The sequence below is a fragment of the Burkholderia aenigmatica genome, assembly GCF_048627025.1.
Classification (GTDB): Bacteria; Pseudomonadota; Gammaproteobacteria; order Burkholderiales; family Burkholderiaceae; genus Burkholderia; species Burkholderia aenigmatica.
Genome location: NZ_CP184468.1, coordinates 2,567,829 through 2,592,016 on the forward strand (window position 1 = coordinate 2,567,829; position 24,188 = coordinate 2,592,016).

Below are 24,188 nucleotides of genomic sequence, written 5' to 3' on the forward strand. Positions count from 1 at the left end.
CGCCATTCCCGGCCGAATTTCGCCGCTGAAACGCCGCCCCCGCCTGCGTGAATTCGCTACAATGTCAGGCTGCTGCGCTTTCCGGCGTCGTGCCTGCCTGCGCGCGGTCCACCGCGCCCGCCCCGCCCGTTGAAAGCCTGACCCTCTTTTCACTACTGCCGAATCATCATGTCGCTCTTCTCCGCTGTCCAGCTTGCTCCCCGCGACCCGATCCTGGGCCTGAACGAAGCCTTCAACGCCGATGCGCGTCCGACCAAGGTCAACCTCGGCGTCGGTGTGTACACGAACGAAGAAGGCAAGATTCCGCTGCTGCGCGCGGTTCGCGAAGCAGAGAAGGTGCGTGTCGAGGCCGGCCTGCCGCGCGGCTACCTGCCGATCGACGGCATTGCCGCCTACGATGCGGCCGTGCAGAAGCTGCTGCTCGGCAACGACTCGCCGCTGATCGCAGCAGGTCGCGTGGTCACGGCCCAGGCACTGGGCGGCACGGGCGCGCTGAAGATCGGCGCCGATTTCCTGCGCACCGTGAACCCGAACGTGAAGGTCGCGATCAGCGATCCGAGCTGGGAAAACCACCGCGCGCTGTTCGAAGCAGCCGGCTTCGAAGTCGTTGCGTACCCGTACTACGACGCCGCCACCAACGGCGTGAACTTCGAAGGCATGCTGTCGGCACTGAACGGCTACGCGGCAGGCACGGTCGTCGTGCTGCACGCGTGCTGCCACAACCCGACCGGCGTGGACCTGACGGAAGCGCAATGGCAACAGGTCGTCGACGTCGTGAAGGCGCGCAACCTCGTGCCGTTCCTCGACATGGCTTACCAGGGCTTCGGCGAGAACATCGAGGCCGATGCCGCCGCCGTGCGCCTGTTTGCCGCGGCCGACCTGAACGCATTCGTGTCGTCGTCGTTCTCGAAGTCGTTCTCGCTGTACGGCGAGCGCGTCGGTGCACTGTCGATCATCACGTCGAGCAAGGAAGAAGCGACGCGCGTGCTGTCGCAACTGAAGCGCGTGATCCGCACGAACTACTCGAACCCGCCGACCCACGGCGGTGCCGTGGTCGCCGCGGTGCTCGCATCGCCGGAACTGCACGCTTCGTGGGTGCAGGAACTCGGTGAAATGCGCGATCGCATCCGTGCGATGCGCAACGGTCTCGTCGAGCGCCTGAAGGCAAGCGGCGTCGACCGCGACTTCAGCTTCATCAACGAACAGCGCGGGATGTTCTCGTATTCGGGCCTGACCTCGGCGCAAGTCGATCGCCTGCGTGACGAGTTCGGCATCTATGCGGTCGGCACGGGCCGGATCTGCGTCGCCGCGCTGAACACGCGCAACCTCGACGCGGTCGCCAATGCGGTCGCAGCCGTCCTGAAGTAACGCGGCGTGAGCGGGCAGCCGCCGTTATCGGCACTGCCCCACTCTGCCGAGACAAAAAACGCGCTCCCTGGAGCGCGTTTTTTTATGCGTTCTGCCCGGCTTGCCGGCGCAACGACATCGCACGAGCGGCGCGCATCGCGGCCGCTCGCGGCAGTGCGTTACTGCATGAACCAGCCGTGGCTGACGACGACCGACTGCCCGGTCAGCGCGGCGCTCGGGAAAGCCGACAGGAACAGCACCGTCTGCGCGACGTCCTGCACCGTCGTGAACACGCCATCGACCGTGTTGCCGAGCATCACCTTCTTGATCACTTCCTCTTCGCTGATCCCGAGTTCCTTCGCCTGCTCCGGAATCTGCTTGTCGACCAGCGGCGTGCGCACGAAGCCCGGACACACGACGTGCGAGCGCACGTTGTGCTTCGCGCCTTCCTTCGCCAGCACGCGGGCCAGGCCGAGCAGGCCATGCTTGGCTGTCACGTAGGCCGACTTCAGCGGCGACGCTTCGTGCGAGTGCACCGAACCCATGTAGATCACGACACCGCCGCGATCGTCCTTGTACATGTGCTTGAGCGCAGCCTTGGTCGTCAGGAACGCGCCGTCGACGTGGATCGCCTGCATCTTCTTCCAGTCGGAGAACGAGTAGTTCTCGATCGGGTTGACGATCTGGATGCCCGCGTTCGACACGAGGATGTCGACCGAGCCGAACGCTTCGGCCACCTTGTCGATCCCGCTGTTCACGGCTTCCTCGTTCGTCACGTCCATCGCGACGCCGATCGCCTTGCCGCCCGCCTTGACGATCTCGTCGGCGACCGCGTTCGCGCCGTCCTGGTTCAGGTCGGCGATCGCGACCGCTGCGCCCGCCTTCGCGAGCTCGAGTGCGATTTCCTTGCCGATGCCGCTCGCGGCGCCCGTGACGACTGCGGTCTTGCCGCTCAGATCTGCTGCCATGTCCATCTCCTCCCGTTGTCGGATCGATAAAACAAGCGCCCGCCGCGTCCGCTACCGTCGCGCGATCGTACCGGCGGGCCAGCCGTCATTGTGCACGATCGGCCCCGCCGTTCGCGCGCAAAACGTCTAAGCTTAAGGTCGGTTCTGTCACGCAGGAGATTCGCATGCACTATCGACGGCTAGGCCGCTCCGGCCTGCAAATCAGCGAGCTTTCGCTCGGTTCGTGGGTGACATACGGCAACCAGGTCGACCAGCGGGTCGCGCGCGAATGCCTGGCTGCGGCGCGCGACGCGGGGGTCAATTTCTTCGACAACGCCGAGGTCTACGCCGGCGGCAAGTCCGAGGAAATCATGGGCCACGCGCTCAAGTCGCTCGACTGGCCGCGCGTCAGCTACATCGTGTCCACGAAGTTCTTCTGGGGGCTCACCGAAGCGCCGAACCAGTATCACACGCTGAACCGGAAATACCTGCTGAACGCCATCGACGGCTCGCTGCGCCGGCTGCAACTCGACTATGTCGACCTCGTCTATTGCCATCGCCCCGATCCGAACACGCCGATCGAGGAAACCGTCTGGGCGATGAGCGACATGATCGTCCGCGGCAAGGCGCTGTACTGGGGCACGTCGGAATGGCGCGCCGACGAGATCCGGGCCGCGTGCGAAATCGCCGAACGGCATCACCTTCACAAGCCGGTCGTCGAGCAGCCGCAGTACAACCTGTTCCACCGCACGCGGGTCGAACAGGAATATGCGCGGCTGTACGAGGACTACGGTCTCGGCCTCACGACCTGGAGCCCGCTGGCATCGGGCCTGCTCACCGGCAAGTACCGTAACGGCGTGCCGCCCGGCAGCCGCGCGCAGCTGCAGGGTTACGACTGGATGCGAGATCGCCTGACCGATCAGGCCGCCAACGACATCGTCGAACGGCTCGGCGGAATCGCAGCCGAGCTCGGCTGCAGCACGGGTCAGCTTGCGATCGCATGGGTGCTCGCGAATCCGCGCGTGAGTTCGGTCATCACCGGCGCGTCGCGGATCGAGCAGATCGGCGACAACATGCGCGCGCTCGACGTTGCCGCGAAGCTGACGCCGGATGTGAAGCAACGCATCGAGGAGGTGGTCGGCGATGCGTACGAATAAGGCGATGCCCGGCCACTCGCGTACAATACGCGGCCCGCATCGGCGACCGGCCTGACGGCCGCGCACGATCGACCGCTTTCATCGATTCACCTTTCGTTTCAGGCAGCCCGCCATGCTCAGTTATCGTCACGGTTTTCACGCAGGCAACCACGCGGACGTGCTCAAGCACGCCGTCGTCGTCCAGCTGCTGCGCTACCTGAACAAGAAAGACAAATCCTACTGGTACATCGACACGCATGCAGGTGCCGGCGTGTACTCGCTGCGCGACGGCTACGCGGCGAAGACGTCGGAATTCGACACCGGGATCGGCCGGCTGTGGAACGAAAAGAACCTGCCAGAAGCGCTGGGCGACTATGTGGATGAAGTCCGCGCGCTGAACGACGACGGTGAACTGCGCTTCTACCCGGGTTCCCCGTACATCGCATGGCGATCGATGCGCGAACAGGACCGCATGCGCCTGTTCGAAATGCACACGACGGAAATCGACGTGCTGCGCCACAATTTCCGCGACGCGGGGCGACGCGCGATGATCTTTGCCGGCGACGGTTTCGAAGGCGTCAAGGCACTACTGCCGCCGCCGCCGCGACGCGCACTCGTGCTGATCGACCCGTCCTACGAGGACAAGAAGGACTACGCGCGCACGGTGACTTGCGTGACGGAGTGTCTGAAGCGCTTCGCGACGGGCTGCTATGCGATCTGGTACCCGCAGGTCACCCGGACGGAATCGCAGCGTTTTCCCGAGCAGTTGAAGCGTCTGCAACCGAACAACTGGCTGCACCTGACGCTGACGGTGTCGAATCCGCCGACTGACGGGCTGGGCCTCTACGGCAGCGGGATGTTCATTCTGAATCCGCCGTATACGCTCGCCCAGAGCATGAACGAGGCGCTGCCCTATCTGGTCGAGATGCTGGGACAGGACAGCGGCGCCCGCTGCCAGATCGAGCACCGCGGCAACTGAACGGGCGACCGAGACCGGGCGTTACGGCTGCGGTCTCGGCGCGAGCCTTGGCTGGTTGGCCGGCTGTCCACCCCACGCGGGGACATTGATATACGGCGCGACGAACAACGGAACCGACGTGTTCGGCGCCTGCCCGGCCGGCGCCCGCATGCCTGCCGGCTCGACGATCGGCTCGGAAGACAACGGTGCCGTCTGCAGTACCAACCCGCCCATGCCGTCCTGAATACCGCGTTGCGTATCGAGAATCAGCGGTTTGGACGATGTCGCGGCAGCAGCTGCGAGTCCATGGACAAGCACCGCCGCGCCCAGAACGAGACGCGCGCGGGCACTTCGACGCACATCGAGACGCAAGCGCATGATCGTGTCCTTCAGGATGAAAAGCAGGTGCATACCATAGCGCTGCCCTGACGATTGCGCCAGATCCGGCGCACAAAAAAACAAAGCCCCGTCAATACGGGGCTTGCTTATCGTTCGGTGCCACGTGGCACCTGACGGTGACTCCGATTACAGCGAGTAGCCGTTGGTTTCCAGCGAGCGGATACGGCTCTCGAGCTGGACGATGTCCGACGACGTGGCGAGGTAAGCCTCACGGCGTTCACGTTCTGCGGATTCAAACCAGTTGCTCAGCTTTTCGACGATGTAGGCGATCATGACATTCTCCAAGGAAGGGGGACCCCTGGTGAATCGGTGTTCAGGGATTTCCCGTATAGGGTTATCCCGAATTATAGCGATGCCGCACCAAGATGCTAGTGAAATACTTGCATGGAAGTCATTCCCAATCGGAATGGATGACCGTCCATCTTTCGTAACCTATTGATTTTTATAGAAACTGAATCGAGGCCTGTTTCGGCCCTCGAGTGCGCGCACTAATTTGGTTCACCGACGGGGTCGGACAGACGCGCCAAAATCGGGCATTCGGGCCGCCCGTCACCATGACAGTGCGCAGCGAGATCGGCCAATGTGTTGCGCATGTCGCTCAGTTCCGCGATGCGCTTGTCGAGTTCGGCCACGTGCTCGAGGGCAATCGACTTCACTTCGGCGCTCGCGCGGGAACGGTCTTGCCAAAGCATCAGCAGCTTGCGGATGTCCTCGACGAGAAAGCCAAGGCGTCGCGCCTGGCGGATGAAGCGCAGGATATGGATTTCGTCCGCACCGTAGACCCGGTAGCCGGCATCGGTCCGCTTGCTCGGCGCCAGCAGACCGACCTGTTCGTAGTACCGGATCATTTTTGCGCTGACTCCGGATTCACGCGACGCATCGCCGATATTCATTCCCGACCTCTCCATCAAGCCCTTGTTTCGAACATGAACGTAGACGAGTGCAATCGCCGACGGCACTTCGATCGTATCAAATCGTTCGGTTTCGTTCCGAGGTGAGGATTGGCGGCTGGAGGCAGTTGAATGACCTGGCGTGCGAGCCTGAGGGACGTGATGAATGAAGCGCGCTACCCCACCCCGCACGCATTTCCGTCGCCGAAATGCAAAAACCCCCGCCTTTCGGGCGGGGGTTTCTGGCTTAGGGAGCCTGACGATTACCTACTTTCACACGGGAATCCGCACTATCATCGGCGTAGAGTCGTTTCACGGTCCTGTTCGGGATGGGAAGGGGTGGGACCGACTCGCTATGGTCATCAGGCAAAAGGGGTTGTTGTGCTGGCTTCGCAGCACAACCAATCTTGGAAGAAGCAGTAATTTTGAGTTGTGTGTATCACACACGAGAATCCAACCAATCCGACGCGCTGTAATCAGCGCGAGACAGACTTGTTATAGGATCAAGCCTTACGGGCAATTAGTATCAGTTAGCTGAACGCATTACTGCGCTTACACACCTGACCTATCAACGTCCTGGTCTCGAACGACCCTTCAAGGGGATCTAGTCCCCAGGGATATCTCATCTTAAGGCGAGTTTCCCGCTTAGATGCTTTCAGCGGTTATCTCTTCCGAACATAGCTACCCGGCGATGCCACTGGCGTGACAACCGGTACACCAGAGGTTCGTCCACTCCGGTCCTCTCGTACTAGGAGCAGCCCCCTTCAAATATCCAACGCCCACGGCAGATAGGGACCAAACTGTCTCACGACGTTTTAAACCCAGCTCACGTACCTCTTTAAATGGCGAACAGCCATACCCTTGGGACCGGCTACAGCCCCAGGATGAGATGAGCCGACATCGAGGTGCCAAACACCGCCGTCGATATGAACTCTTGGGCGGTATCAGCCTGTTATCCCCAGAGTACCTTTTATCCGTTGAGCGATGGCCCTTCCATACAGAACCACCGGATCACTATGACCTGCTTTCGCACCTGCTCGACTTGTCGGTCTCGCAGTTAAGCACGCTTATGCCATTGCACTATCAGCACGATTTCCGACCGTACCTAGCGTACCTTCGTACTCCTCCGTTACGCTTTGGGAGGAGACCGCCCCAGTCAAACTGCCTACCATGCACTGTCCCCGACCCGGATCACGGGCCAAGGTTAGAACCTCAAACAAACCAGGGTGGTATTTCAAGGACGGCTCCACCGAAACTAGCGTTCCGGTTTCATAGCCTCCCACCTATCCTACACAGATCGGTTCAAAGTCCAATGCAAAGCTACAGTAAAGGTTCATGGGGTCTTTCCGTCTAGCCGCGGGTAGATTGCATCATCACAAACACTTCAACTTCGCTGAGTCTCGGGAGGAGACAGTGTGGCCATCGTTACGCCATTCGTGCAGGTCGGAACTTACCCGACAAGGAATTTCGCTACCTTAGGACCGTTATAGTTACGGCCGCCGTTTACCGGGACTTCAATCAAGAGCTTGCACCCCATCATTTAATCTTCCGGCACCGGGCAGGCGTCACACCCTATACGTCCACTTTCGTGTTTGCAGAGTGCTGTGTTTTTATTAAACAGTCGCAGCCACCAGTTTATTGCAACCCCTTCACCCTTTGCCCGCAGGGGCATCAAGCTACAAGGGCGTACCTTATCCCGAAGTTACGGTACCAATTTGCCGAGTTCCTTCTCCCGAGTTCTCTCAAGCGCCTTAGAATACTCATCTCGCCCACCTGTGTCGGTTTGCGGTACGGTCATCATTAGACTGAAGCTTAGAGGCTTTTCTTGGAACCACTTCCAATTGCTTCGCTCCCTAAGGAGCTCGCGCCACACCCTTGAATTCCGCGCCCGGATTTGCCTAAGCGCCTTCTCCAATGCAGCGACCGGGACTTCCAACACCCGGACAACCTTCCGCGATCCGTCCCCCCATCGCATCTAACAATGGTGCAGGAATATTGACCTGCTTCCCATCAGCTACGCATTTCTGCCTCGCCTTAGGGGCCGACTCACCCTACGCCGATGAACGTTGCGTAGGAAACCTTGGGCTTACGGCGAGGGGGCCTTTCACCCCCTTTATCGCTACTCATGTCAGCATTCGCACTTCTGATACCTCCAGCATCCCTTCCGAGACACCTTCGCAGGCTTACAGAACGCTCTCCTACCATGCGTGCAAAGCACGCATCCGCAGCTTCGGTATATAGCTTAGCCCCGTTACATCTTCCGCGCAGGACGACTCGATCAGTGAGCTATTACGCTTTCTTTAAAGGGTGGCTGCTTCTAAGCCAACCTCCTGACTGTTTTAGCCTTCCCACTTCGTTTCCCACTTAGCTATATTTGGGGACCTTAGCTGGCGGTCTGGGTTGTTTCCCTCTTGACACCGGACGTTAGCACCCGATGTCTGTCTCCCGTGATTGCACTCTTCGGTATTCGGAGTTTGCTATGGCGGGGTAATCTGCAATAGACCCCCCAACCATGACAGTGCTCTACCCCCGAAGGTGAGACACGAGGCACTACCTAAATAGTTTTCGGAGAGAACCAGCTATTTCCAAGTTTGTTTAGCCTTTCACCCCTATCCACAGCTCATCCCCTAACTTTTCAACGTTAGTGGGTTCGGACCTCCAGTACGTGTTACCGCACCTTCATCCTGGCCATGGATAGATCACTTGGTTTCGGGTCTACGCCCAGCAACTGAACGCCCTATTCGGACTCGCTTTCGCTACGCCTGCCCTATACGGTTAAGCTTGCTACTGAACGTAAGTCGCTGACCCATTATACAAAAGGTACGCCGTCACCCCTTACGAGGCTCCGACTGTTTGTATGCATGCGGTTTCAGGATCTATTTCACTCCCCTCCCGGGGTTCTTTTCGCCTTTCCCTCACGGTACTGGTTCACTATCGGTCGATCACGAGTATTTAGCCTTGGAGGATGGTCCCCCCATCTTCAGACAGGATTTCACGTGTCCCGCCCTACTTGTCGCACACCTAGTTCTTTCATACTGTTTTCGCCTACGGGGCTATCACCCGCTATGGCCACACTTTCCAGAGTGTTCGGCTAACAATACAAATAAAGAGTGCAAGGCTCATCCCATTTCGCTCGCCACTACTTTGGGAATCTCGGTTGATTTCTTTTCCTGCGGTTACTTAGATGTTTCAGTTCACCGCGTTCGCTTCACATGGCCTATGTATTCAGCCATGGATACTCCAAAAGGAGTGGGTTTCCCCATTCGGACATCTACGGATCAAAGCTTGTTTGCCAGCTCCCCGTAGCTTTTCGCAGGCTACCGCGTCCTTCATCGCCTGTGATCGCCAAGGCATCCACCACATGCACTTGTTCGCTTGACCCTATAACGAGTCTGTCTCATCGACAGTCGTTACAGGTTGAGTTCTCGCATTTGTGCCGTATTCCAATTGAGTCAAACATAGAGTTCGAATCATCTTGAGATACATCGATACAATCACAACCCGGATAGTTTTCACGTCCATCTCATAGACGCTTCCGCTATCCAAATTACTTACTTCTTCCAGATTGTTAAAGAACGACAGCCGATATGGTTTTACTCATATCAATCTGACTGGCTCAATCGCCAATGCAAAATTCTCGGTTCAGTGTCTGAACCAAGCGCTTAGCGTTGGTGATTGGTGGAGGCAGACGGGATCGAACCGACGACCCCCTGCTTGCAAAGCAGGTGCTCTCCCAGCTGAGCTATGCCCCCATGTACAGATATTCCTCAGGGTGTACCGCCAGTCAAGACGGTGGTGGGTCTGGTTGGATTCGAACCAACGACCCCCGCCTTATCAAGACGGTGCTCTAACCGACTGAGCTACAGACCCCTGAGTCTGTCTTTAAATTTACAGCCGATAAGCGTGAGCGCTCAATTTTGCGAGATAGCTCTGGAAAGGAGGTGATCCAGCCGCACCTTCCGATACGGCTACCTTGTTACGACTTCACCCCAGTCATGAATCCTACCGTGGTGACCGTCCTCCTTGCGGTTAGACTAGCCACTTCTGGTAAAACCCACTCCCATGGTGTGACGGGCGGTGTGTACAAGACCCGGGAACGTATTCACCGCGGCATGCTGATCCGCGATTACTAGCGATTCCAGCTTCATGCACTCGAGTTGCAGAGTGCAATCCGGACTACGATCGGTTTTCTGGGATTAGCTCCCCCTCGCGGGTTGGCAACCCTCTGTTCCGACCATTGTATGACGTGTGAAGCCCTACCCATAAGGGCCATGAGGACTTGACGTCATCCCCACCTTCCTCCGGTTTGTCACCGGCAGTCTCCTTAGAGTGCTCTTGCGTAGCAACTAAGGACAAGGGTTGCGCTCGTTGCGGGACTTAACCCAACATCTCACGACACGAGCTGACGACAGCCATGCAGCACCTGTGCGCCGGTTCTCTTTCGAGCACTCCCACCTCTCAGCGGGATTCCGACCATGTCAAGGGTAGGTAAGGTTTTTCGCGTTGCATCGAATTAATCCACATCATCCACCGCTTGTGCGGGTCCCCGTCAATTCCTTTGAGTTTTAATCTTGCGACCGTACTCCCCAGGCGGTCAACTTCACGCGTTAGCTACGTTACTAAGGAAATGAATCCCCAACAACTAGTTGACATCGTTTAGGGCGTGGACTACCAGGGTATCTAATCCTGTTTGCTCCCCACGCTTTCGTGCATGAGCGTCAGTATTGGCCCAGGGGGCTGCCTTCGCCATCGGTATTCCTCCACATCTCTACGCATTTCACTGCTACACGTGGAATTCTACCCCCCTCTGCCATACTCTAGCCTGCCAGTCACCAATGCAGTTCCCAGGTTGAGCCCGGGGATTTCACATCGGTCTTAGCAAACCGCCTGCGCACGCTTTACGCCCAGTAATTCCGATTAACGCTCGCACCCTACGTATTACCGCGGCTGCTGGCACGTAGTTAGCCGGTGCTTATTCTTCCGGTACCGTCATCCCCCGACTGTATTAGAGCCAAGGATTTCTTTCCGGACAAAAGTGCTTTACAACCCGAAGGCCTTCTTCACACACGCGGCATTGCTGGATCAGGCTTTCGCCCATTGTCCAAAATTCCCCACTGCTGCCTCCCGTAGGAGTCTGGGCCGTGTCTCAGTCCCAGTGTGGCTGGTCGTCCTCTCAGACCAGCTACTGATCGTCGCCTTGGTAGGCCTTTACCCCACCAACTAGCTAATCAGCCATCGGCCAACCCTATAGCGCGAGGCCCGAAGGTCCCCCGCTTTCATCCGTAGATCGTATGCGGTATTAATCCGGCTTTCGCCGGGCTATCCCCCACTACAGGACATGTTCCGATGTATTACTCACCCGTTCGCCACTCGCCACCAGGTGCAAGCACCCGTGCTGCCGTTCGACTTGCATGTGTAAGGCATGCCGCCAGCGTTCAATCTGAGCCAGGATCAAACTCTTCAGTTTAAACCTGTTACTGTTTTCGGTTCAGTTAAGAACCGGTCGCTCACTCAAAGCTGACAGGAATATGAATTGCTTCATAAACCTGACTTACTTTAGTGTGAGACTCTTGATACTTTCGCTATCTGATCCGAGGATCAGCTCGCTTCCATCAAGCGCCCACACTTATCGGCTGTTAATTTTTAAAGAGCGTTTCTGCGAGGAACTTCGTGTTTCTCAGCAGCGCTGCGTTTTCAGCAGCAGAGAAGCGAGATTATGAACCGTGTTTCGCATTTCGTCAACAACTTTTTTCACTACATCGTTGCGACTGCGGGGCTCAACTTCCAGGCCAGTGGCGCGCTCCAGACTGCAGCACACCGCCAACCTTGCTTCCCTCTCCCGCGCCGTGTTTCCGTTAGCGCGAAAGAGGCGTGATTGTAGGGAGCTCCCAGCATTCGCGCAAGGGGTTTGAAGCAACTTTTTTACAAAAGCTGCAATTCGGCCGGCCGGCCATGCGTCGGCACGAGACCGCTTACGGTGCAAAGAACGGACTAGAATGTGAGGTTCTTCGCCTCTTTCTATATACGTCTTTAATATGCGCCAGCGAATCGCCAAACGCCTCCCCCCCGATGCCGACAAACTGGTCGGTCTGTCGCTTGCGCTCTTCGCCTCGGGCAGCCGCATCGAGGATCGCTTCTGGGAAGCGAAGCTCGACGCGCTGCTCGCCAAGATTGTCCGCAACGGCAACCAGACCACGCTCGACGCAGCGCTCGACCATCTTCAGCAGAATCATCCCGACGCCTATGGCGCGCTCGCCGACATGGCCGAGACGCACAGCGAGTCGATGGTGATCGAGCACGACGGCCAGCCGTTCGACGCGCTGCTGGTCGCCGTCCCGATTCTCGCATGGACGCGCTACATGATTCCGTCGGGCCCGCTCAAGGGGGACGTTGCCGACGCGCTGCGAACGCACCTGCAGGCTCACGTCCTGGCGAACGGTACCCTCGTCGGGCTTGCTCCGTTCCTCTACAGCATCGACCAGTTGCCGCGGCACCACGTCGAAACGTACCGGCTGGCCCAGCAGCTCGCGCATGCGGCGATCAGCCAGCACACGCCCAAGCTCAGCTTCGGCGACCTGCCGGAAACCTCGCCGATCCTGGCCGACCCGCGCTTCCTGCTCGCCGTCGTCGCTGCGCCCGCCGGCGCACCGCTGTTCCGCTGGCAGGAAGAAGAAGGCGGCAGCCGGATCGAACGTGGCCAGTGCCTCGAGCAATGGACCGCCCAGGGCGGCCCGAACCTGTCGATCGCCCTGCCCGGCTGCGAGTTCGAGTGCCTGCTTCCGGACGCGTACTATTCGGCCTGCCGGGATGCGGACGAACGCGTGCGTCCGCACACGGTCAGAACCGCCATTCGTTATCTTTTCGACACACTTGGTGCGGCACCGCAAGAGCTGCGCGCGGTGGTCGCCGGCTTCGGCGAACGCCGTATCGACGAGTATCGCGTCGGCTTCACGCGACGTGCCAGCAACGACGTAATCTACGGCGTCGTATGGCCGCTCTACGGCCGTGAAAACGGCGACGTGTCGATCGACAGCGCGACGCTCGAAGGCGAAGCACCGATCGAAGGGCCGCTCGAGGAAATCGTGAGCCTGCTGAAGGAATGCGGCGTAACCGACGTCCGGCGGCACGCGGGCCGCTTCGAGCCCGAATACTGCGACGACTGCGGCGTGCCGCTCTACGCCGATCCGCTCGGCGAAATCGTCCACTCGGAAATGCCGGAAGACGCGTCACCCGCCCAGCCGCACTTCCACTGACCCGCAGCACTGCAGGCCCTGACGGCCTGCCCGCCTGAAGCCGCTCACGGTTCCCGCCGGAGCGGCTTTTTACTTGTCCGCCCTCCCGCCGCCCAAAATTTCATACTTTTCCTAAGCCTTTCAGCCAAGCAGACATCGTGTAAGGTCTTTGTCATCATCAGACCCAAGGCATGCCAGACGGCAGATCAATGGCTCACATTATGGAGGTTGAATATGCGGTTCCTGATGCTCAATTCAGACGCCGAACGGCGTGACGGACTGAAGGCCCTGTTGCGACAGATCGACCGTCACGCCAGCATCAACGATGCGCCCGACAGTTTTCAGGCGCGCAGGCTGCTGCGCAACCAGCGTTTCGACCTCCTCGTGATCGACTGGCTCGATGTCGGCCGGCTCAGCGAGCTTCAGGCGCTCTGCAGCGCGTGCTCGCCGACACCCGTCGCCGTCCTGGTCGACGAGACATCGCCGGAAGCCATCCAGCGCTTCTTCAACTATGGTGTTGCCGGCGTGATCCCGCACTCCACGCGACCGCACCTGATCGTGCGTGCACTCGAGATCGTGCTGCTGGGCGGGCACTACATCCCGCCGATCGCGCTCCGCCTGCTGCCTTCCACCGCCGCGGCGCGCTACGATGCCCATTTCCAGACGCTCGCCGGATCGCTTCCCCGCCGCCCGCCGAGCGGTCTCTTGTCGCCGCGGCAAGCGCAGATCATGCGCTTCGTCCACATGGGCAGCACGAACAAGATGATCGCCCGCACGCTCGGCATCAGCGAAGGTACCGTCAAGATTCACCTCGCCAGCATCTTCCAGCAGCTTGGTGCCGCCAATCGCGCCGCCGCGGTCGCGATCTACAACGGCTGGCTGTCGCCCCATCTCGAGGTGCTGCTGGCGAACCGCAGTCGCCCGCGCAAGCCGCCCACCGGCGAACACGGCCCGGTTCCGCTGCGCCCGCAACGGCATGACCGGCCATACCCGTTGCCAGCCTCGATCGACGGCGCACAAGACCTGCCGATCGCCGCCGAGCCGCCAGCGCGGTTCCGGCGCGAACGCTAGGCAAACAGTCTCGATATTGCGACGGTCGGTATGTGCGGATTCCCACCTTTGATGCTCAACGAGTAATATGGACGCATGGGTTTTCTTTTCACACCGCTTCCGCTCTGGGTTGGCATCGGTGGCTGGATCGCCGCCGTGGCCCTGCTCGCGCTCGCGATCTGGAATCGTCCCTTCGTGCGCCTGCAGGACGCCACGCTCCAGCACGTGTGGCTCGCGCTCGTGACCGCCATTGCAGTCCTCTGGGCCTCGAATGCCTGGCTCGAAGATGGCATCGTCATGCATCTGCTTGGCGCGACGCTGCTCGTCACACTGTTCGACTGGACACTCGCACTGATCGCGATGGGCGCCATCACGGCGGTTGCCGCGATCATCTTCGACGCGCCTTGGCAGGGTATTGGCCTGACCTATCTGATCTACGGCGCGCTGCCGGTCGCCGTGTCGGCGTTGCTGCAGCGCGCCGCGCTCGCATGGTTGCCACACAATCTCGCGTCGTTCATCACGGGCCAGGGATTCCTGTCGCCGGCCATTGCGATCATCGCGGTCGCCGCTGCCGCGGCCGGGGTCCAGCTCGCACTCGCGGATGGCGTGCCCGTCGTGATTCCGGCCGGCTATCTGCTGAACACTGCGCTGCTCGCACTCGGCGAAGCGTGGTTCACCGGCATGGCGACGGCACTCATCGCCGTCTATCGCCCCGCATGGGTCACGACCTTCGACGTCCGGCGCTATCGCCTCGGCGGCCCGCGCGCCTGAATGACCTGACCCACTGGCAGCGGCACCGTCATCACGTACCGGCGGTACCTCGTGCAGCGCGGCAGAATGCGACATCTACTGCCGCACAACTTTTTTACGCTAAGATTGAACTCCGGTTCTTCATCGGACATCTATACGTGCCCGATGTCTCATTCGCTCCTCACCAATAACCAGATGGACAGCTCTCCTGCGTCGCTCCGGATTTTCCGGGCGCTCGGCAAGCTGGCAGCCTGTATTGCGGGCCTGTCGCTTGCGCTTCCGACACCGGCCTTCGCCGACCTGCTCGACCAGCGCTCCGAACTGATCAACAAATTCGTCAACGAAATGCATGCCGATCCGCTCGCCGCCGATTGTGCGGCGCACGGCAGCTTCATCGCCAGTACGTCGTCGGCGTTCGACCGCGTCGACTTCGCGCCGAACGCATTCGACAGCGGCAACGCGACGATCACGCCATGGAACGACTCGTTCGATCAAGGCAAGCAGCGCGTGAAGGTCGACAATATCGTCACGGTCGACGGACTCGGCATCCACAGTGACGGCAGTGACCCGACGCCACTGAAATTCCGATGCGGCTACGTCGGTCAGCAAATGCTCGCGTTCAGCTGGAACGACCCGGTTCCGCCGCTGAAGCCGCGCGTCGAGCGCTCCTCATCCTCGGCGAAGAAATTCAAGGGCAAGTCGCACCGAGGCAAGGTCAAGGCGTCGAGCCGCACCGGCAGCAAGAAGGCCGTCGCAACGAAAAAGTCGAGCGGTCAGAAGAAGGTCGTGAAGAAGAAAGCCGCGAAGAAGTCCTGATACGGCGTCGCGACATCGACTGACGCAAAAAAGCCGGGGCATCTCATGATGCCCCGGCTTTTTTCATACGGCGACGCTACGCTTACGCGAACGTGTCGACGTGCACCAGGATCGCCGCCAGCATCGCTGCGCCAAGCGCCGCACTGCGCTCGCCGTTCCAGCCGACTCGTTCATCGGGCAGGTTCGCGTTGTCCTTGAACGGCATCTCGAGCGTCAGCGACAGGCAGCCGAACTGGTGGCCGATGTACTTCGACGCGAGCTTGAGCGCGTCCTCTTTGTATTTGCTCGCCGCATAGCCGTGCTCCGTCTGGAAGTCGGGGCTCGCGACCTTGAACGCGTCGATGAATGCGGTCTGCTCCTTGCCCTGCTGCTCGGTAAAGCTCGGCAACATCTCCGACCCGGCAACGAACACATACGGCAGATCCTCGTCGCCGTGAATGTCGAAGAACATGTCGCAGCCGATCGCATGGATCGCATCGCGCACCGCCAGCACCTCGGGGCTGCGCTCGGCATCGGGCGCCATCCACTCGCGGTTCAGGTTCGCGCCTGCCGCATTGGTGCGCAGGTTGCCATGCACGCTGCCGTCCGGGTTCATGTTCGGGACGATGTGGAACGTCACGCGATCGTACAGCTTGCGCGCAACCGGATCACCGGCCCAGTCGCCCCAACCGGCCAGCCGCTTGACGAGGCCTTCGACGAACCACTCGGCCATCGACTCGCCGGGATGCTGGCGCGCGATGATCCACACCTTCTTCTTCGGCGTGCCGTCGGTTTCCGGCGTACCGAGCGTCAGCAGCGACATCGGACGGCCTTCGACCGTGCGGCCGAGTTCGACGACGCTCGCCTGCGGCAACTGTTGAACCGCACCGAGAAATGCCGCGTGACGCTCTTCCGAGTACGGTTCGAAATACGCGTAGTAGATGCTGTCGAATTCCGGCGTATGGTCGATCGTCATCGTCTTGCCGTCGAACGTCGTCGGCACGCGGAACCAGTCGACCCGGTCATAGCTCGCCACCGCACTGTAATTGCGCCAGCCCGACGGATATGCGCATTCGGCAGCATTCTCGAACGTCATCACGCAGCGCTCGCCGCGTGCGCCCGTCAAGCGGTAGTAAAACCATTGCGCGAATTCCGACTGGTTGTCGCCACGCACGCGCAGCCGAATCGCATCGGGACTGTCGCACGACACGACGTCGATTGCGCCTGCGTCGAAATTGCTGGTGATCGAAAGGGCCATCTGTCTCTCCTTGGGCGACCGGAACAAGCGGTGTAACGCCTGCCCGGCCTCATGCATGCGCCGGCCGTCTCGTGAACGGCCGACAGGGTCACTCGCCGACTCGCCGGCGATATACGTAAGTCGAATCGTTCGACGCAGCCGCATCGAACGCATAGCCTTCCGTCGCGAAATCCTTCAGCGCCTTCGGGTCGGTAATACGGTTCTCGACGATAAAACGCGCCATCAGGCCGCGCGCCCGCTTCGCATGGAAGCTGATGATCTTGTAGCGGCCGCCCTTCCAGTCCTCGAACACCGGCGTGATGACGGGTGCGGCCAGCAGTTTCGGCTTGACCGACTTGAAGTATTCGGTCGACGCGCAGTTGACCAGCACGCGCGCCGCGCCGCTGCGCGTTTCGAGCTGTTCGTTCAGCGCCCGCGTGATGCGATCGCCCCAGAACGCATACAGATCCTTGCCGCGCGCGTTCGCGAAGCGCGTACCCATCTCGAGCCGGTACGGCTGCAGCAGATCGAGCGGACGCAACAGCCCGTACAGGCCCGACAGCACGCGCACGTGCTGCTGCGCATAGTCGAGATCGGCGGACGACAGCGATTTGGCGTCGAATCCTTCATATACATCGCCGTTGAACGCGAGCACGGCCTGCTTCGCGTTGGCCGGCGTAAAGGTCGGCGACCAGTCCGCGTAGCGCTGGAAATTCAGGCGTGCGAGCGGATCGGAGATATCCATCAGCGTCGCGATGTCCTGCGGCGAAAGCTTGCGCAGGCCGTCGATCAGTTCCGACGCGTCGTCGACGAATGCAGGCTTCGTGTAAGACTGGACGTGCGCGGGCGTATCGTAGTCGAGGGATTTGGCTGGAGAGAGAACGATTATCATATAGGCTCGCTGGCACGCCGTGCCTTGCGGTCAGACGAAAACCACCGATTGTAACGAATGACCCGCTCTCTCGCCCCCCATGCCGCACATCGCGTCGTGCTCGACTCGAACGTCTGGATCGACATCCTCGTATTCGACGACCCCGCTACGCGCCCGATCCGGGCCGCACTCGAACGCGGCACGCTGGCCGCCGTGATCGACGGCCGCTGCCTGACCGAACTCGAGTATGTGCTCGACTATCCGCAGTTCCAGTCGCGCGCTGTCGACAAGGCAGCCGCGCTCGCGACCGTCGCCCGCCTGGCGAGCCTCGTCGAGCCGCCGGCCATCGACGCCGACGCGCCGCCATTGCCGAAGTGCAAGGACCGCGACGACCAGAAGTTTCTTGAACTCGCCCGCGCCGCCCAGGCCGAGTGGCTCGTGTCGAAAGACCGCGCGCTGCTGAAGCTCGCGAAGCGTACCGCACGCGACTTCGGCTTCCGGATCGCGCAGCCCGCACCCTTTGCCGAGGCTTGCGCACTCGACGCCACGCCGGCCTGACGCACGCACCACCACCCGCTTTCGACCGTATCGATGAACGCTCCTTCAGACATGCCAACGACTCCCGTTTTCCCCTCGCGCCTGCCGAACGTCGGCACGACGATCTTCACGGTCATGAGCGCGCTTGCCGCCGAAAAAGGCGCGGTGAACCTCGGCCAGGGCTTTCCGGATTTCGACTGCGATCCGCGCATCGTCGATGCGGTTGCCGCCGCGATGCGCAACGGGCACAACCAGTATCCGCCGATGGCCGGGGTCGCGCCGCTGCGCGATGCGATCGCGGACAAGATCGCGCAGGTCTATGGCCGGCGCTACGATCCGGCGACCGAAATCACCGTGACGGCCGGCGCGACGCAGGCGTTGCTGACCGCGATCATGTGCACGGTGCATCCGGGTGATGAAGTGATCGTCGTAGAACCGACCTACGACAGCTACCTGCCGTCGATCGAACTCGCGGGCGGCAAGCCCGTGTTCGTCACGCTGGAAGCGCCCGACTACGCGATTCCGTTCGACCGTCTGGCGGCCGCCATCACGCCGAAAACGCGCATGATCCTGATCAACACGCCGCACAACCCGACGGGTACCGTGTGGCGCGAGGCGGACATGCGCAAGCTCGAGGAGATCGTGCGCGGCACCAACGTGCTGATCCTGTCCGACGAGGTCTACGAACACATGGTCTATGACGGCGCGCGCCACGAGAGCGTCGCGCGCTATCCGGAACTCGCCGCGCGCAGCTTCATCGTGTCGAGCTTCGGCAAGACCTATCACGTGACGGGCTGGAAGGTCGGCTATGTCGCAGCGCCTGCCGCGCTGACCGCGGAATTCCGCAAGGTCCACCAGTTCAACGTGTTCACGGTGAACACGCCGATGCAGATCGGGCTCGCCGATTACCTGCGCGACCCGGCGCCGTACCTGACGCTTGCCGACTTCTATCAGAAGAAGCGTGACTTCTTCCGGGCCGGCCTCGAGCGCACGCGCTTCAAGCTGCTGCCCTGCACCGGCACGTACTTCCAGTGCGTCGATTATTCGGCGATCAGCGACCTGCCGGAAGCGGAATTCTCGAAGTGGCTCACGTCGGAGATCGGCGTGGCGGCCATTCCGGTATCGGCGTTCTATCACGAGCCGCACGAATCGGGCGTCGTCCGATTCTGCTTCGCGAAGCAGGAAAGCACGCTCGCGTCCGCGCTCGAACGGCTCGCCCGCCTGTAAGTCCCGCATGGGCGGCGTCGCGCCGCCCCGCCGGCCCCGCGCTTTACGAACGTGCGCCGTTCGTCGCTTCGATATAGGCCTTCCGATCGGCCGCCACGCGCTGTGCAGCAGGCCGCTCGCCGACCTGCTTCGCGTGAGCCTTCCAGTCGATGCCCGCATCGAGCAGGAAGTCACGTCCGAACACGGCCTTCGTCGCCATTCCGATGACCGGCAGATGGATCGATGCGGCGATGTCCGCCAGGCTGAACGACCCGCCGAGCACATACGGCGAAAACTGCGTCATCTGCTTGAACGCATCGATCGCGCGTGGCAGGCGCTTCTCGACATGCGCCTTCATCCCGTCGCTGACCTTGCCGCCGAAAAACGCTTCCGTATAGACCTCACGCGCCATCCATTCGAGATACAGTTCGAGCGTTTCGACCAGTTCACGCACCTTCGCAGCCGCGAACGGGCTCGCCGGGAAAATGCCCTTCTCGGGATAGCGTGCCGCCAGGTACTCGACGATCACCTGCGACTCGAACAGCGCGCCTTCCTCCGTTTTCAGGAACGGAATCTTGCCGAGCGGCGAATCGGCGAGCTGGGCCGGATCGCTGATCGGCAAACCGCACACCGACTCCTCGAACGGAATGTCGTGTTCGAGCAGGACGAACTTCACCTTGTTGTAATAGTTGGACAACGGAATACCGCACAGCTGTAGCATCGGAGTCTCCTTCGTTGCTGGAACGCGGCCGCAACGGTGCCGGCCGCATCGGGATTCGTCGCGCTGAAAAGCACGTTCGTGCTAGTCTAAAGCAAGTTTTGCGTCCGTCACGACAACAATACATCTGCTACGGCATCGGCCGCATCCGCGCGTGCCATGCGCCCGCCGCCGTAGCCCCGCCATCCGATGGAGACACGCTCGCATGAGTGCTGAACTGCTGGCCTCGCGTCCGCCCGAGAGCGAATCGACGCTCGTCCTCACGCTATCCAATCCCGGCGCACGCAATGCGCTGCATCCCGACATGTACGCGGCCGGCATCGAAGCGCTCGCCACCGCCGAACGCGATCCCGGGATTCGCGCAGTCGTGCTCACCGGCGCCGATCGCTTCTTCTGCGCCGGCGGCAACCTGAACCGGCTGCTCGACAACCGTTCGAAGGATCCGTCCTACCAGGCCGACAGCATCGATCAGCTCGCTGCATGGGTAACGGCGATCCACGCTTCGACGAAGCCGGTGATCGCGGCGGTCGAAGGTGCCGCGGCCGGCGCGGGCTTCTCGCTCGCGCTCGCGTGCGACCTGATCGTCGCCGCGCACGATGCGAAGTTCGTGATGTCGTACGCGCGTGTCGGCCTGACGCCCGACGGAGGCGGTTCGTGGTTCATCGCGCGCGCACTGCCGCGTGCGATCGCGGCCGAGATCCTGTTCGAAGGCAAGCCTGTCGCAGCCGAACGTCTGCACACGCTCGGTGTCGTCAACCGCCTCGCCGTGCCCGGCGCGGCACTGACCGACGCGCTCGCATGGGCCGATGCGCTCGCCGGCATCTCGCCGAACGCACTCACGCGCATCAAGTCGCTGCTCGACGACGCAACGATGCAGCCGCTCGACGCGCATCTCGGCACCGAGCGCGATCATTTCGTCGCATCGCTGCATCATGCGGACGGGCTCGAAGGCATCACCGCATTTCTCGAGAAACGCCAGCCCCGCTACAAACGCTGAGCCGTCGCGCCCGCTTTCGAATGGACGCGTCGCCACCGCATCGACTCGATGCTGCACGGCGACGCCCCCGATCTCGACGACTCGGAACGACACGCAATCGCCCCCGACACCATGCAACTCGACGCGCGCGCACGACTGCGCATACGCATCGGCACGCACGGTTCCGTCGCCAGCAGCCCGCATCGATCCATGCTCTAATGACCGCCTGTCGCGGCGCTGCCGGCGCCGTTATTCGCGCATGGAACAAAGGAGTTCACGATGATCGACGTCTATAGCTGGGCGACCCCGAACGGCCACAAGGTGCACATCATGCTCGAGGAAACGGGCCTCGCCTATCGTGCCCATCCGGTCGATATCGGCGCGGGCGACCAGTTCAAGCCGGACTTCCTGAAGATCAGCCCGAACAACAAGATCCCCGCGATCGTCGATCCGGACGGCCCCGGCGGCCAGCCGATCTCACTGTTTGAATCGGGCGCGATCCTGATCTACCTCGCGGAGAAGACCGGCAAGTTCCTGCCGACCGATCCGGCCGCGCGCTATGCGACGCTCGAATGGCTGATGTTCCAGATGGGCGGTGTCGGCCCGATGCTCGGGCAGGCGCACCACTTCCGCCTGTATGCGCCGGAGAAGATCGAGTATGCGGTCAACCGCTACACGAACGAAGCGAAGCGGCTGTACAACGTGATGGACAAACGGCTCGGCGAATCCGAGTATCTCGCGGGCGACGAGTACACGATCGCGGACATTGCGACGTTCCCGTGGACGCGCTCGTGGCAGAACCAGGGTATCGTGCTCGACGAATTGCCGAACGTGAAGCGCTGGCACGAGGCGATCGCCGCGCGACCGGCCGTGCAGCGCGGCGTCGAAGTGCTCGCATCGATGCGCAAGGCGCTGCAGGACGACAAGGCACGCGAGGTGCTGTTCGGTGCGACGCAATACGCGAAGCACTGACACGCATGTGACGGACGGAGCGGCATCCGTGCATGCCGCTCCTCGCTTCAGAAGTAATGCAGCGTGATGAATTCCGCCGCGCAAACCGGCAGTGGCGCGTCGGGACGCTCGACCTGCATCGTCACCGACCACGTCACCTGCAGACCGCCTTTCGCGGCCTCGGCGGTTTCCTTTACCGCAAACAGCGCGCGCACACGTGCGCCGACCGGCACCGGCTTCAGGAACCGCACGCGGTTCAGTCCGTAGTTCACGCCCATCTTCTGCTCGAAACGCATCGCGTCGGCCATCAACGCCGGAATCAGCGACAGCGTCAGGAACCCGTGCGCGATCGGGCCGCCGAACGGCGACTCGCGCCGCGCGCGTTCGGGATCGACGTGAATCCATTGATGATCGCCGGTCGCATCGGCAAAGCCATCGACACGACGCTGGTCGATCGCGATCCAGCCGCTCGCGAGCGGCTCTGCGCCGACACGCGCCTGCAGCGCCTGTGCCGATGCGATCAGCGGCAAGGTCACGTCGGTCATGCTTGCTTGCCTCCCGGATGGCGCAGCCCGAAGATCACCTTGGTATGCACGGTGATCACCGTCTCACCGGCACCGTTCACGCCGACCCACTCCGTCGACACGATGCCGCGGTCGGGCTTGCTCTCCGACACGCGCTTGTCGTGGACCTTCTGATACATCGTGATCGTGTCGCCGGCGCGCACCGGCTTGAGCCAGCGGATCGAGTCGATGCCCGGCGAGCCCATGCTCGTCGAGTCCGACCCGAGCTTCTTGATGAGCAGGCTCATGAACACCGAACACGTATGCCAGCCGCTCGCGACGAGCCCGCCGAAATGCGATGCTTTCCCGGCTTCTTCGTCGAGGTGGAACGGCTGCGGGTCGTAGCGTTGCGCGAACGTCTTGATGTCGTCCGGTTCGAACGTGTAACGGCCCACTTCGGTGGTGCTGCCCACCACCAGGTCTTCGTAACTGATACCCACTGGGTGTCTCCTTGTCTGGCGCGCTCGCGCGTCGCCGTCACGCTGCGTCGGCCTGCGCGAAATCGGGCAGCGCCGCGATGCGGGCAAGATGATGATCGGTGTCGCCGAGCGTCGTCTCGATGATCGTCAGCCGCTTGAACAGGTGCGCTGCGGCGACCTCGTTGGTCACGCCCATGCCGCCGTGCAGTTGAACGGCCTGCTGGCCGACGAAGCGCGCGGCGGCGCCGACACGCGCTTTCGCGGCCGACACGGCCTTGCGCCGCGCATCGGCATCGCCGCTCGCGTAGCGCACGGCTGCCAGGTAAGTCAGCGAACGCGCCTGCTCGGCATGGATCAGCATGTCGACCATCCGGTGCTGCAGCGCCTGGAAACGCGCGATCGGCACGCCGAACTGCTCGCGCGTCTTCGTGTATTCGACCGTCGCGCGATTCAGTTCGTCGAGCGTACCGACCGCTTCCGCACACAGCAGGAACGTCGCGTAATCGGCAACCTGCTCGAGGGCAGCGGCGTCGCGCGCACCGCCCGTCAGCAGTCGCGCCGGCGTTTCGTTGAGCTCGATCGTCGCGGCACGCTGTCCGTCGATCGTCCGGTAGTCGACCACCTTCGCATTCGCGGCATCCCGTTCGACGACGAAGAGGCCAATGCCGCCGCCGTCGACGCGCGCGGGCACGATCCACGCATCCGCCTGTGCACCATGCTGAACGACCGACTTCGTGCCGGTCAGCCGGACCGTGCCGCCCTGCTCGTGCGCATGGGTATCGAGTTCGAACAGGTCGTAGCGCGCATGCGGTTCGTGGAACGCGACTGCCACGCGCTTCTGCCCCTGCGCGACTGCCTCCAGCAGCGCGGCGTCCTCACCGGCGCCGGAGCCGGCGATGCGCAAGGCCTCGACGCCCACCGCCGTTGCCCAGTACGGCTCGATCACGAGCGCGCGGCCGAGCTCCTGCATCACGACCAGCATGTCGACCGGGCCACCGCCGAAACCGCCCTGTGCGTCCGGCACGGGCAGCGCGGTCAGCCCCAGCTCGGCGAACGCGCTCCATTGCGTGTCCGACACGCCCGCGTCACCGCGCACGATCGCCTGGCGTGCTTCGAAACCGTACTGCTCGCCGAGATAACGGCGCAGCGCGTCGGCAAACTGCTGCTGCTCATCGGTAAAGCTGAAATCCATGGTTGTCTCCGTTC

21 protein-coding genes, 2 tRNA genes and 3 rRNA genes are annotated in these 24,188 nt (G+C 61.6%); 11 read left to right on the top strand and 15 right to left on the bottom strand.

Going from position 1 to position 24,188, the window contains the following annotated elements; translation table 11 throughout:
• Positions 1–168 precede the first annotated feature (168 nt).
• Positions 169–1,368: an amino acid aminotransferase gene (locus ACN8ZM_RS11985; RefSeq protein ID WP_043188767.1), complete on the top strand. Its 1,200-nt coding sequence runs from the start codon at positions 169–171 to the stop codon at positions 1,366–1,368.
• Positions 1,369–1,526: 158 nt separating this feature from the next.
• On the opposite strand, the gene ACN8ZM_RS11990 is transcribed toward ACN8ZM_RS11985, so the two are convergent.
• Positions 1,527–2,315, bottom strand: coding sequence for a 3-hydroxybutyrate dehydrogenase (locus ACN8ZM_RS11990; protein ID WP_089450939.1), 789 nt, complete (start codon positions 2,313–2,315; stop codon positions 1,527–1,529).
• A gap of 164 nt (positions 2,316–2,479) precedes the next feature.
• Between ACN8ZM_RS11990 and ACN8ZM_RS11995 the strand changes: the two genes are divergently transcribed.
• Entirely contained in the window at positions 2,480–3,451 is a 972-nt protein-coding gene (locus ACN8ZM_RS11995) for a potassium channel beta subunit family protein (protein ID WP_420210044.1), read from the top strand.
• Between the two features lie 112 nt (positions 3,452–3,563).
• On the top strand, positions 3,564–4,409 hold the full coding sequence (locus ACN8ZM_RS12000; protein WP_043188772.1) for a 23S rRNA (adenine(2030)-N(6))-methyltransferase RlmJ: 846 nt from the start codon (positions 3,564–3,566) through the stop codon (positions 4,407–4,409).
• Between the two features lie 21 nt (positions 4,410–4,430).
• On the opposite strand, the gene ACN8ZM_RS12005 is transcribed toward ACN8ZM_RS12000, so the two are convergent.
• The 8 genes from ACN8ZM_RS12005 to ACN8ZM_RS12040 form a co-directional block, all read right to left on the bottom strand.
• Positions 4,431–4,799, bottom strand: a complete 369-nt coding sequence (locus tag ACN8ZM_RS12005; protein WP_420210045.1) for a hypothetical protein — start codon at positions 4,797–4,799, stop codon at positions 4,431–4,433.
• Between the two features lie 114 nt (positions 4,800–4,913).
• The gene (locus tag ACN8ZM_RS12010) at positions 4,914–5,060 is read right to left on the bottom strand and encodes a DUF3563 family protein (RefSeq protein ID WP_006478295.1); all 147 of its coding nucleotides are present in this window, start codon (positions 5,058–5,060) and stop codon (positions 4,914–4,916) included.
• A gap of 215 nt (positions 5,061–5,275) precedes the next feature.
• Complete coding sequence (gene cueR / locus ACN8ZM_RS12015; RefSeq protein WP_089450941.1) at positions 5,276–5,680, bottom strand: Cu(I)-responsive transcriptional regulator; 405 nt, start codon at positions 5,678–5,680, stop codon at positions 5,276–5,278.
• 251 nt (positions 5,681–5,931) lie between these two features.
• Positions 5,932–6,044: ribosomal RNA gene (gene rrf, locus ACN8ZM_RS12020) — 5S ribosomal RNA — on the bottom strand.
• Between the two features lie 132 nt (positions 6,045–6,176).
• A 23S ribosomal RNA gene (locus tag ACN8ZM_RS12025) occupies positions 6,177–9,058 on the bottom strand.
• 295 nt (positions 9,059–9,353) lie between these two features.
• A tRNA-Ala gene (locus tag ACN8ZM_RS12030) sits at positions 9,354–9,429 on the bottom strand.
• A gap of 41 nt (positions 9,430–9,470) precedes the next feature.
• Positions 9,471–9,547: transfer RNA gene (locus tag ACN8ZM_RS12035), tRNA-Ile, on the bottom strand.
• Between the two features lie 64 nt (positions 9,548–9,611).
• A 16S ribosomal RNA gene (locus tag ACN8ZM_RS12040) occupies positions 9,612–11,144 on the bottom strand.
• Together the 16S, 23S and 5S rRNA genes with 2 tRNA genes alongside form the textbook arrangement of a ribosomal RNA operon.
• A gap of 568 nt (positions 11,145–11,712) precedes the next feature.
• Between ACN8ZM_RS12040 and ACN8ZM_RS12045 the strand changes: the two genes are divergently transcribed.
• From ACN8ZM_RS12045 to ACN8ZM_RS12060, 4 genes are all read left to right on the top strand, one after another.
• A complete protein-coding gene (locus ACN8ZM_RS12045) occupies positions 11,713–12,930 on the top strand; it encodes a DUF2863 family protein (RefSeq protein WP_420210046.1) in 1,218 nt (405 codons plus the stop codon).
• Between the two features lie 213 nt (positions 12,931–13,143).
• The gene (locus tag ACN8ZM_RS12050) at positions 13,144–13,980 is read left to right on the top strand and encodes a response regulator transcription factor (RefSeq protein ID WP_043188780.1); all 837 of its coding nucleotides are present in this window, start codon (positions 13,144–13,146) and stop codon (positions 13,978–13,980) included.
• Between the two features lie 75 nt (positions 13,981–14,055).
• A complete protein-coding gene (locus ACN8ZM_RS12055; RefSeq protein WP_043188781.1) occupies positions 14,056–14,730 on the top strand; it encodes an energy-coupling factor ABC transporter permease in 675 nt (224 codons plus the stop codon).
• Positions 14,731–14,874: 144 nt separating this feature from the next.
• On the top strand, positions 14,875–15,525 hold the full coding sequence (locus tag ACN8ZM_RS12060) for a BspC domain-containing protein (RefSeq protein ID WP_205823396.1): 651 nt from the start codon (positions 14,875–14,877) through the stop codon (positions 15,523–15,525).
• Between the two features lie 82 nt (positions 15,526–15,607).
• On the opposite strand, the gene ACN8ZM_RS12065 is transcribed toward ACN8ZM_RS12060, so the two are convergent.
• Both ACN8ZM_RS12065 and yaaA read right to left on the bottom strand, forming a co-directional pair.
• Positions 15,608–16,762: a M14 family metallopeptidase gene (locus ACN8ZM_RS12065; protein WP_043188787.1), complete on the bottom strand. Its 1,155-nt coding sequence runs from the start codon at positions 16,760–16,762 to the stop codon at positions 15,608–15,610.
• An 88-nt stretch (positions 16,763–16,850) separates the two neighbouring features.
• On the bottom strand, positions 16,851–17,633 hold the full coding sequence (yaaA, locus tag ACN8ZM_RS12070; RefSeq protein ID WP_043188790.1) for a peroxide stress protein YaaA: 783 nt from the start codon (positions 17,631–17,633) through the stop codon (positions 16,851–16,853).
• A gap of 57 nt (positions 17,634–17,690) precedes the next feature.
• On the opposite strand from yaaA, the gene ACN8ZM_RS12075 reads away from it, so the two are divergent.
• Both ACN8ZM_RS12075 and ACN8ZM_RS12080 read left to right on the top strand, forming a co-directional pair.
• Entirely contained in the window at positions 17,691–18,170 is a 480-nt protein-coding gene (locus ACN8ZM_RS12075; protein ID WP_089450945.1) for a putative toxin-antitoxin system toxin component, PIN family, read from the top strand.
• A gap of 33 nt (positions 18,171–18,203) precedes the next feature.
• Positions 18,204–19,376: a pyridoxal phosphate-dependent aminotransferase gene (locus ACN8ZM_RS12080; protein ID WP_089450946.1), complete on the top strand. Its 1,173-nt coding sequence runs from the start codon at positions 18,204–18,206 to the stop codon at positions 19,374–19,376.
• A gap of 43 nt (positions 19,377–19,419) precedes the next feature.
• Here the strand turns inward: ACN8ZM_RS12080 and ACN8ZM_RS12085 are convergent, their stop codons facing one another.
• Positions 19,420–20,076 carry a glutathione S-transferase gene (locus ACN8ZM_RS12085; RefSeq protein ID WP_043188796.1) on the bottom strand — a complete coding sequence of 219 codons (657 nt, stop codon included), beginning with the start codon at positions 20,074–20,076 and terminating at the stop codon, positions 19,420–19,422.
• A 202-nt stretch (positions 20,077–20,278) separates the two neighbouring features.
• Between ACN8ZM_RS12085 and ACN8ZM_RS12090 the strand changes: the two genes are divergently transcribed.
• Positions 20,279–21,070, top strand: coding sequence for an oxepin-CoA hydrolase, alternative type (locus ACN8ZM_RS12090; protein ID WP_043188799.1), 792 nt, complete (start codon positions 20,279–20,281; stop codon positions 21,068–21,070).
• 258 nt (positions 21,071–21,328) lie between these two features.
• The gene (locus ACN8ZM_RS12095) at positions 21,329–22,021 is read left to right on the top strand and encodes a glutathione binding-like protein (protein ID WP_043188800.1); all 693 of its coding nucleotides are present in this window, start codon (positions 21,329–21,331) and stop codon (positions 22,019–22,021) included.
• Positions 22,022–22,068: 47 nt separating this feature from the next.
• On the opposite strand, the gene ACN8ZM_RS12100 is transcribed toward ACN8ZM_RS12095, so the two are convergent.
• From ACN8ZM_RS12100 to ACN8ZM_RS12110, 3 genes are read right to left on the bottom strand one after another with little or no spacing between them, the layout of a single operon-like run.
• The gene (locus tag ACN8ZM_RS12100) at positions 22,069–22,545 is read right to left on the bottom strand and encodes a MaoC family dehydratase (RefSeq protein ID WP_420210047.1); all 477 of its coding nucleotides are present in this window, start codon (positions 22,543–22,545) and stop codon (positions 22,069–22,071) included.
• Positions 22,542–23,003: a MaoC family dehydratase gene (locus tag ACN8ZM_RS12105; RefSeq protein WP_043188805.1), complete on the bottom strand. Its 462-nt coding sequence runs from the start codon at positions 23,001–23,003 to the stop codon at positions 22,542–22,544. The genes ACN8ZM_RS12100 and ACN8ZM_RS12105 overlap by 4 nt, the downstream gene beginning before the upstream one ends.
• A 37-nt stretch (positions 23,004–23,040) precedes the next feature.
• A complete protein-coding gene (locus ACN8ZM_RS12110; RefSeq protein ID WP_420210048.1) occupies positions 23,041–24,174 on the bottom strand; it encodes an acyl-CoA dehydrogenase family protein in 1,134 nt (377 codons plus the stop codon).
• Positions 24,175–24,188: the final 14 nt, after the last annotated feature.

Excerpts from the sequence above, each read along its gene's own strand:
- ACN8ZM_RS12055 (WP_043188781.1), top strand. The coding sequence starts at position 14,056 with ATGGGTTTTCTTTTCACACCGCTTCCGCTCTGGGTTGGCATCGGTGGC.
- ACN8ZM_RS12010 (WP_006478295.1), bottom strand. The coding sequence starts at position 5,060 with ATGATCGCCTACATCGTCGAAAAGCTGAGCAACTGGTTTGAATCCGCA.
- ACN8ZM_RS12045 (WP_420210046.1), top strand. The coding sequence starts at position 11,713 with ATGCGCCAGCGAATCGCCAAACGCCTCCCCCCCGATGCCGACAAACTG.
- ACN8ZM_RS12075 (WP_089450945.1), top strand. The coding sequence starts at position 17,691 with ATGACCCGCTCTCTCGCCCCCCATGCCGCACATCGCGTCGTGCTCGAC.
- ACN8ZM_RS12100 (WP_420210047.1), bottom strand. The coding sequence starts at position 22,545 with ATGACCGACGTGACCTTGCCGCTGATCGCATCGGCACAGGCGCTGCAG.
- ACN8ZM_RS11985 (WP_043188767.1), top strand. The coding sequence starts at position 169 with ATGTCGCTCTTCTCCGCTGTCCAGCTTGCTCCCCGCGACCCGATCCTG.
- ACN8ZM_RS12060 (WP_205823396.1), top strand. The coding sequence starts at position 14,875 with ATGTCTCATTCGCTCCTCACCAATAACCAGATGGACAGCTCTCCTGCG.
- yaaA (WP_043188790.1), bottom strand. The coding sequence starts at position 17,633 with ATGATAATCGTTCTCTCTCCAGCCAAATCCCTCGACTACGATACGCCC.
- ACN8ZM_RS12065 (WP_043188787.1), bottom strand. The coding sequence starts at position 16,762 with ATGGCCCTTTCGATCACCAGCAATTTCGACGCAGGCGCAATCGACGTC.
- ACN8ZM_RS11995 (WP_420210044.1), top strand. The coding sequence starts at position 2,480 with ATGCACTATCGACGGCTAGGCCGCTCCGGCCTGCAAATCAGCGAGCTT.
- ACN8ZM_RS12095 (WP_043188800.1), top strand. The coding sequence starts at position 21,329 with ATGATCGACGTCTATAGCTGGGCGACCCCGAACGGCCACAAGGTGCAC.
- cueR (WP_089450941.1), bottom strand. The coding sequence starts at position 5,680 with ATGAATATCGGCGATGCGTCGCGTGAATCCGGAGTCAGCGCAAAAATG.
- ACN8ZM_RS12090 (WP_043188799.1), top strand. The coding sequence starts at position 20,279 with ATGAGTGCTGAACTGCTGGCCTCGCGTCCGCCCGAGAGCGAATCGACG.
- ACN8ZM_RS12000 (WP_043188772.1), top strand. The coding sequence starts at position 3,564 with ATGCTCAGTTATCGTCACGGTTTTCACGCAGGCAACCACGCGGACGTG.
- ACN8ZM_RS12110 (WP_420210048.1), bottom strand. The coding sequence starts at position 24,174 with ATGGATTTCAGCTTTACCGATGAGCAGCAGCAGTTTGCCGACGCGCTG.
- ACN8ZM_RS12080 (WP_089450946.1), top strand. The coding sequence starts at position 18,204 with ATGAACGCTCCTTCAGACATGCCAACGACTCCCGTTTTCCCCTCGCGC.
- ACN8ZM_RS12050 (WP_043188780.1), top strand. The coding sequence starts at position 13,144 with ATGCGGTTCCTGATGCTCAATTCAGACGCCGAACGGCGTGACGGACTG.
- ACN8ZM_RS12005 (WP_420210045.1), bottom strand. The coding sequence starts at position 4,799 with ATGCACCTGCTTTTCATCCTGAAGGACACGATCATGCGCTTGCGTCTC.
- ACN8ZM_RS11990 (WP_089450939.1), bottom strand. The coding sequence starts at position 2,315 with ATGGCAGCAGATCTGAGCGGCAAGACCGCAGTCGTCACGGGCGCCGCG.
- ACN8ZM_RS12085 (WP_043188796.1), bottom strand. The coding sequence starts at position 20,076 with ATGCTACAGCTGTGCGGTATTCCGTTGTCCAACTATTACAACAAGGTG.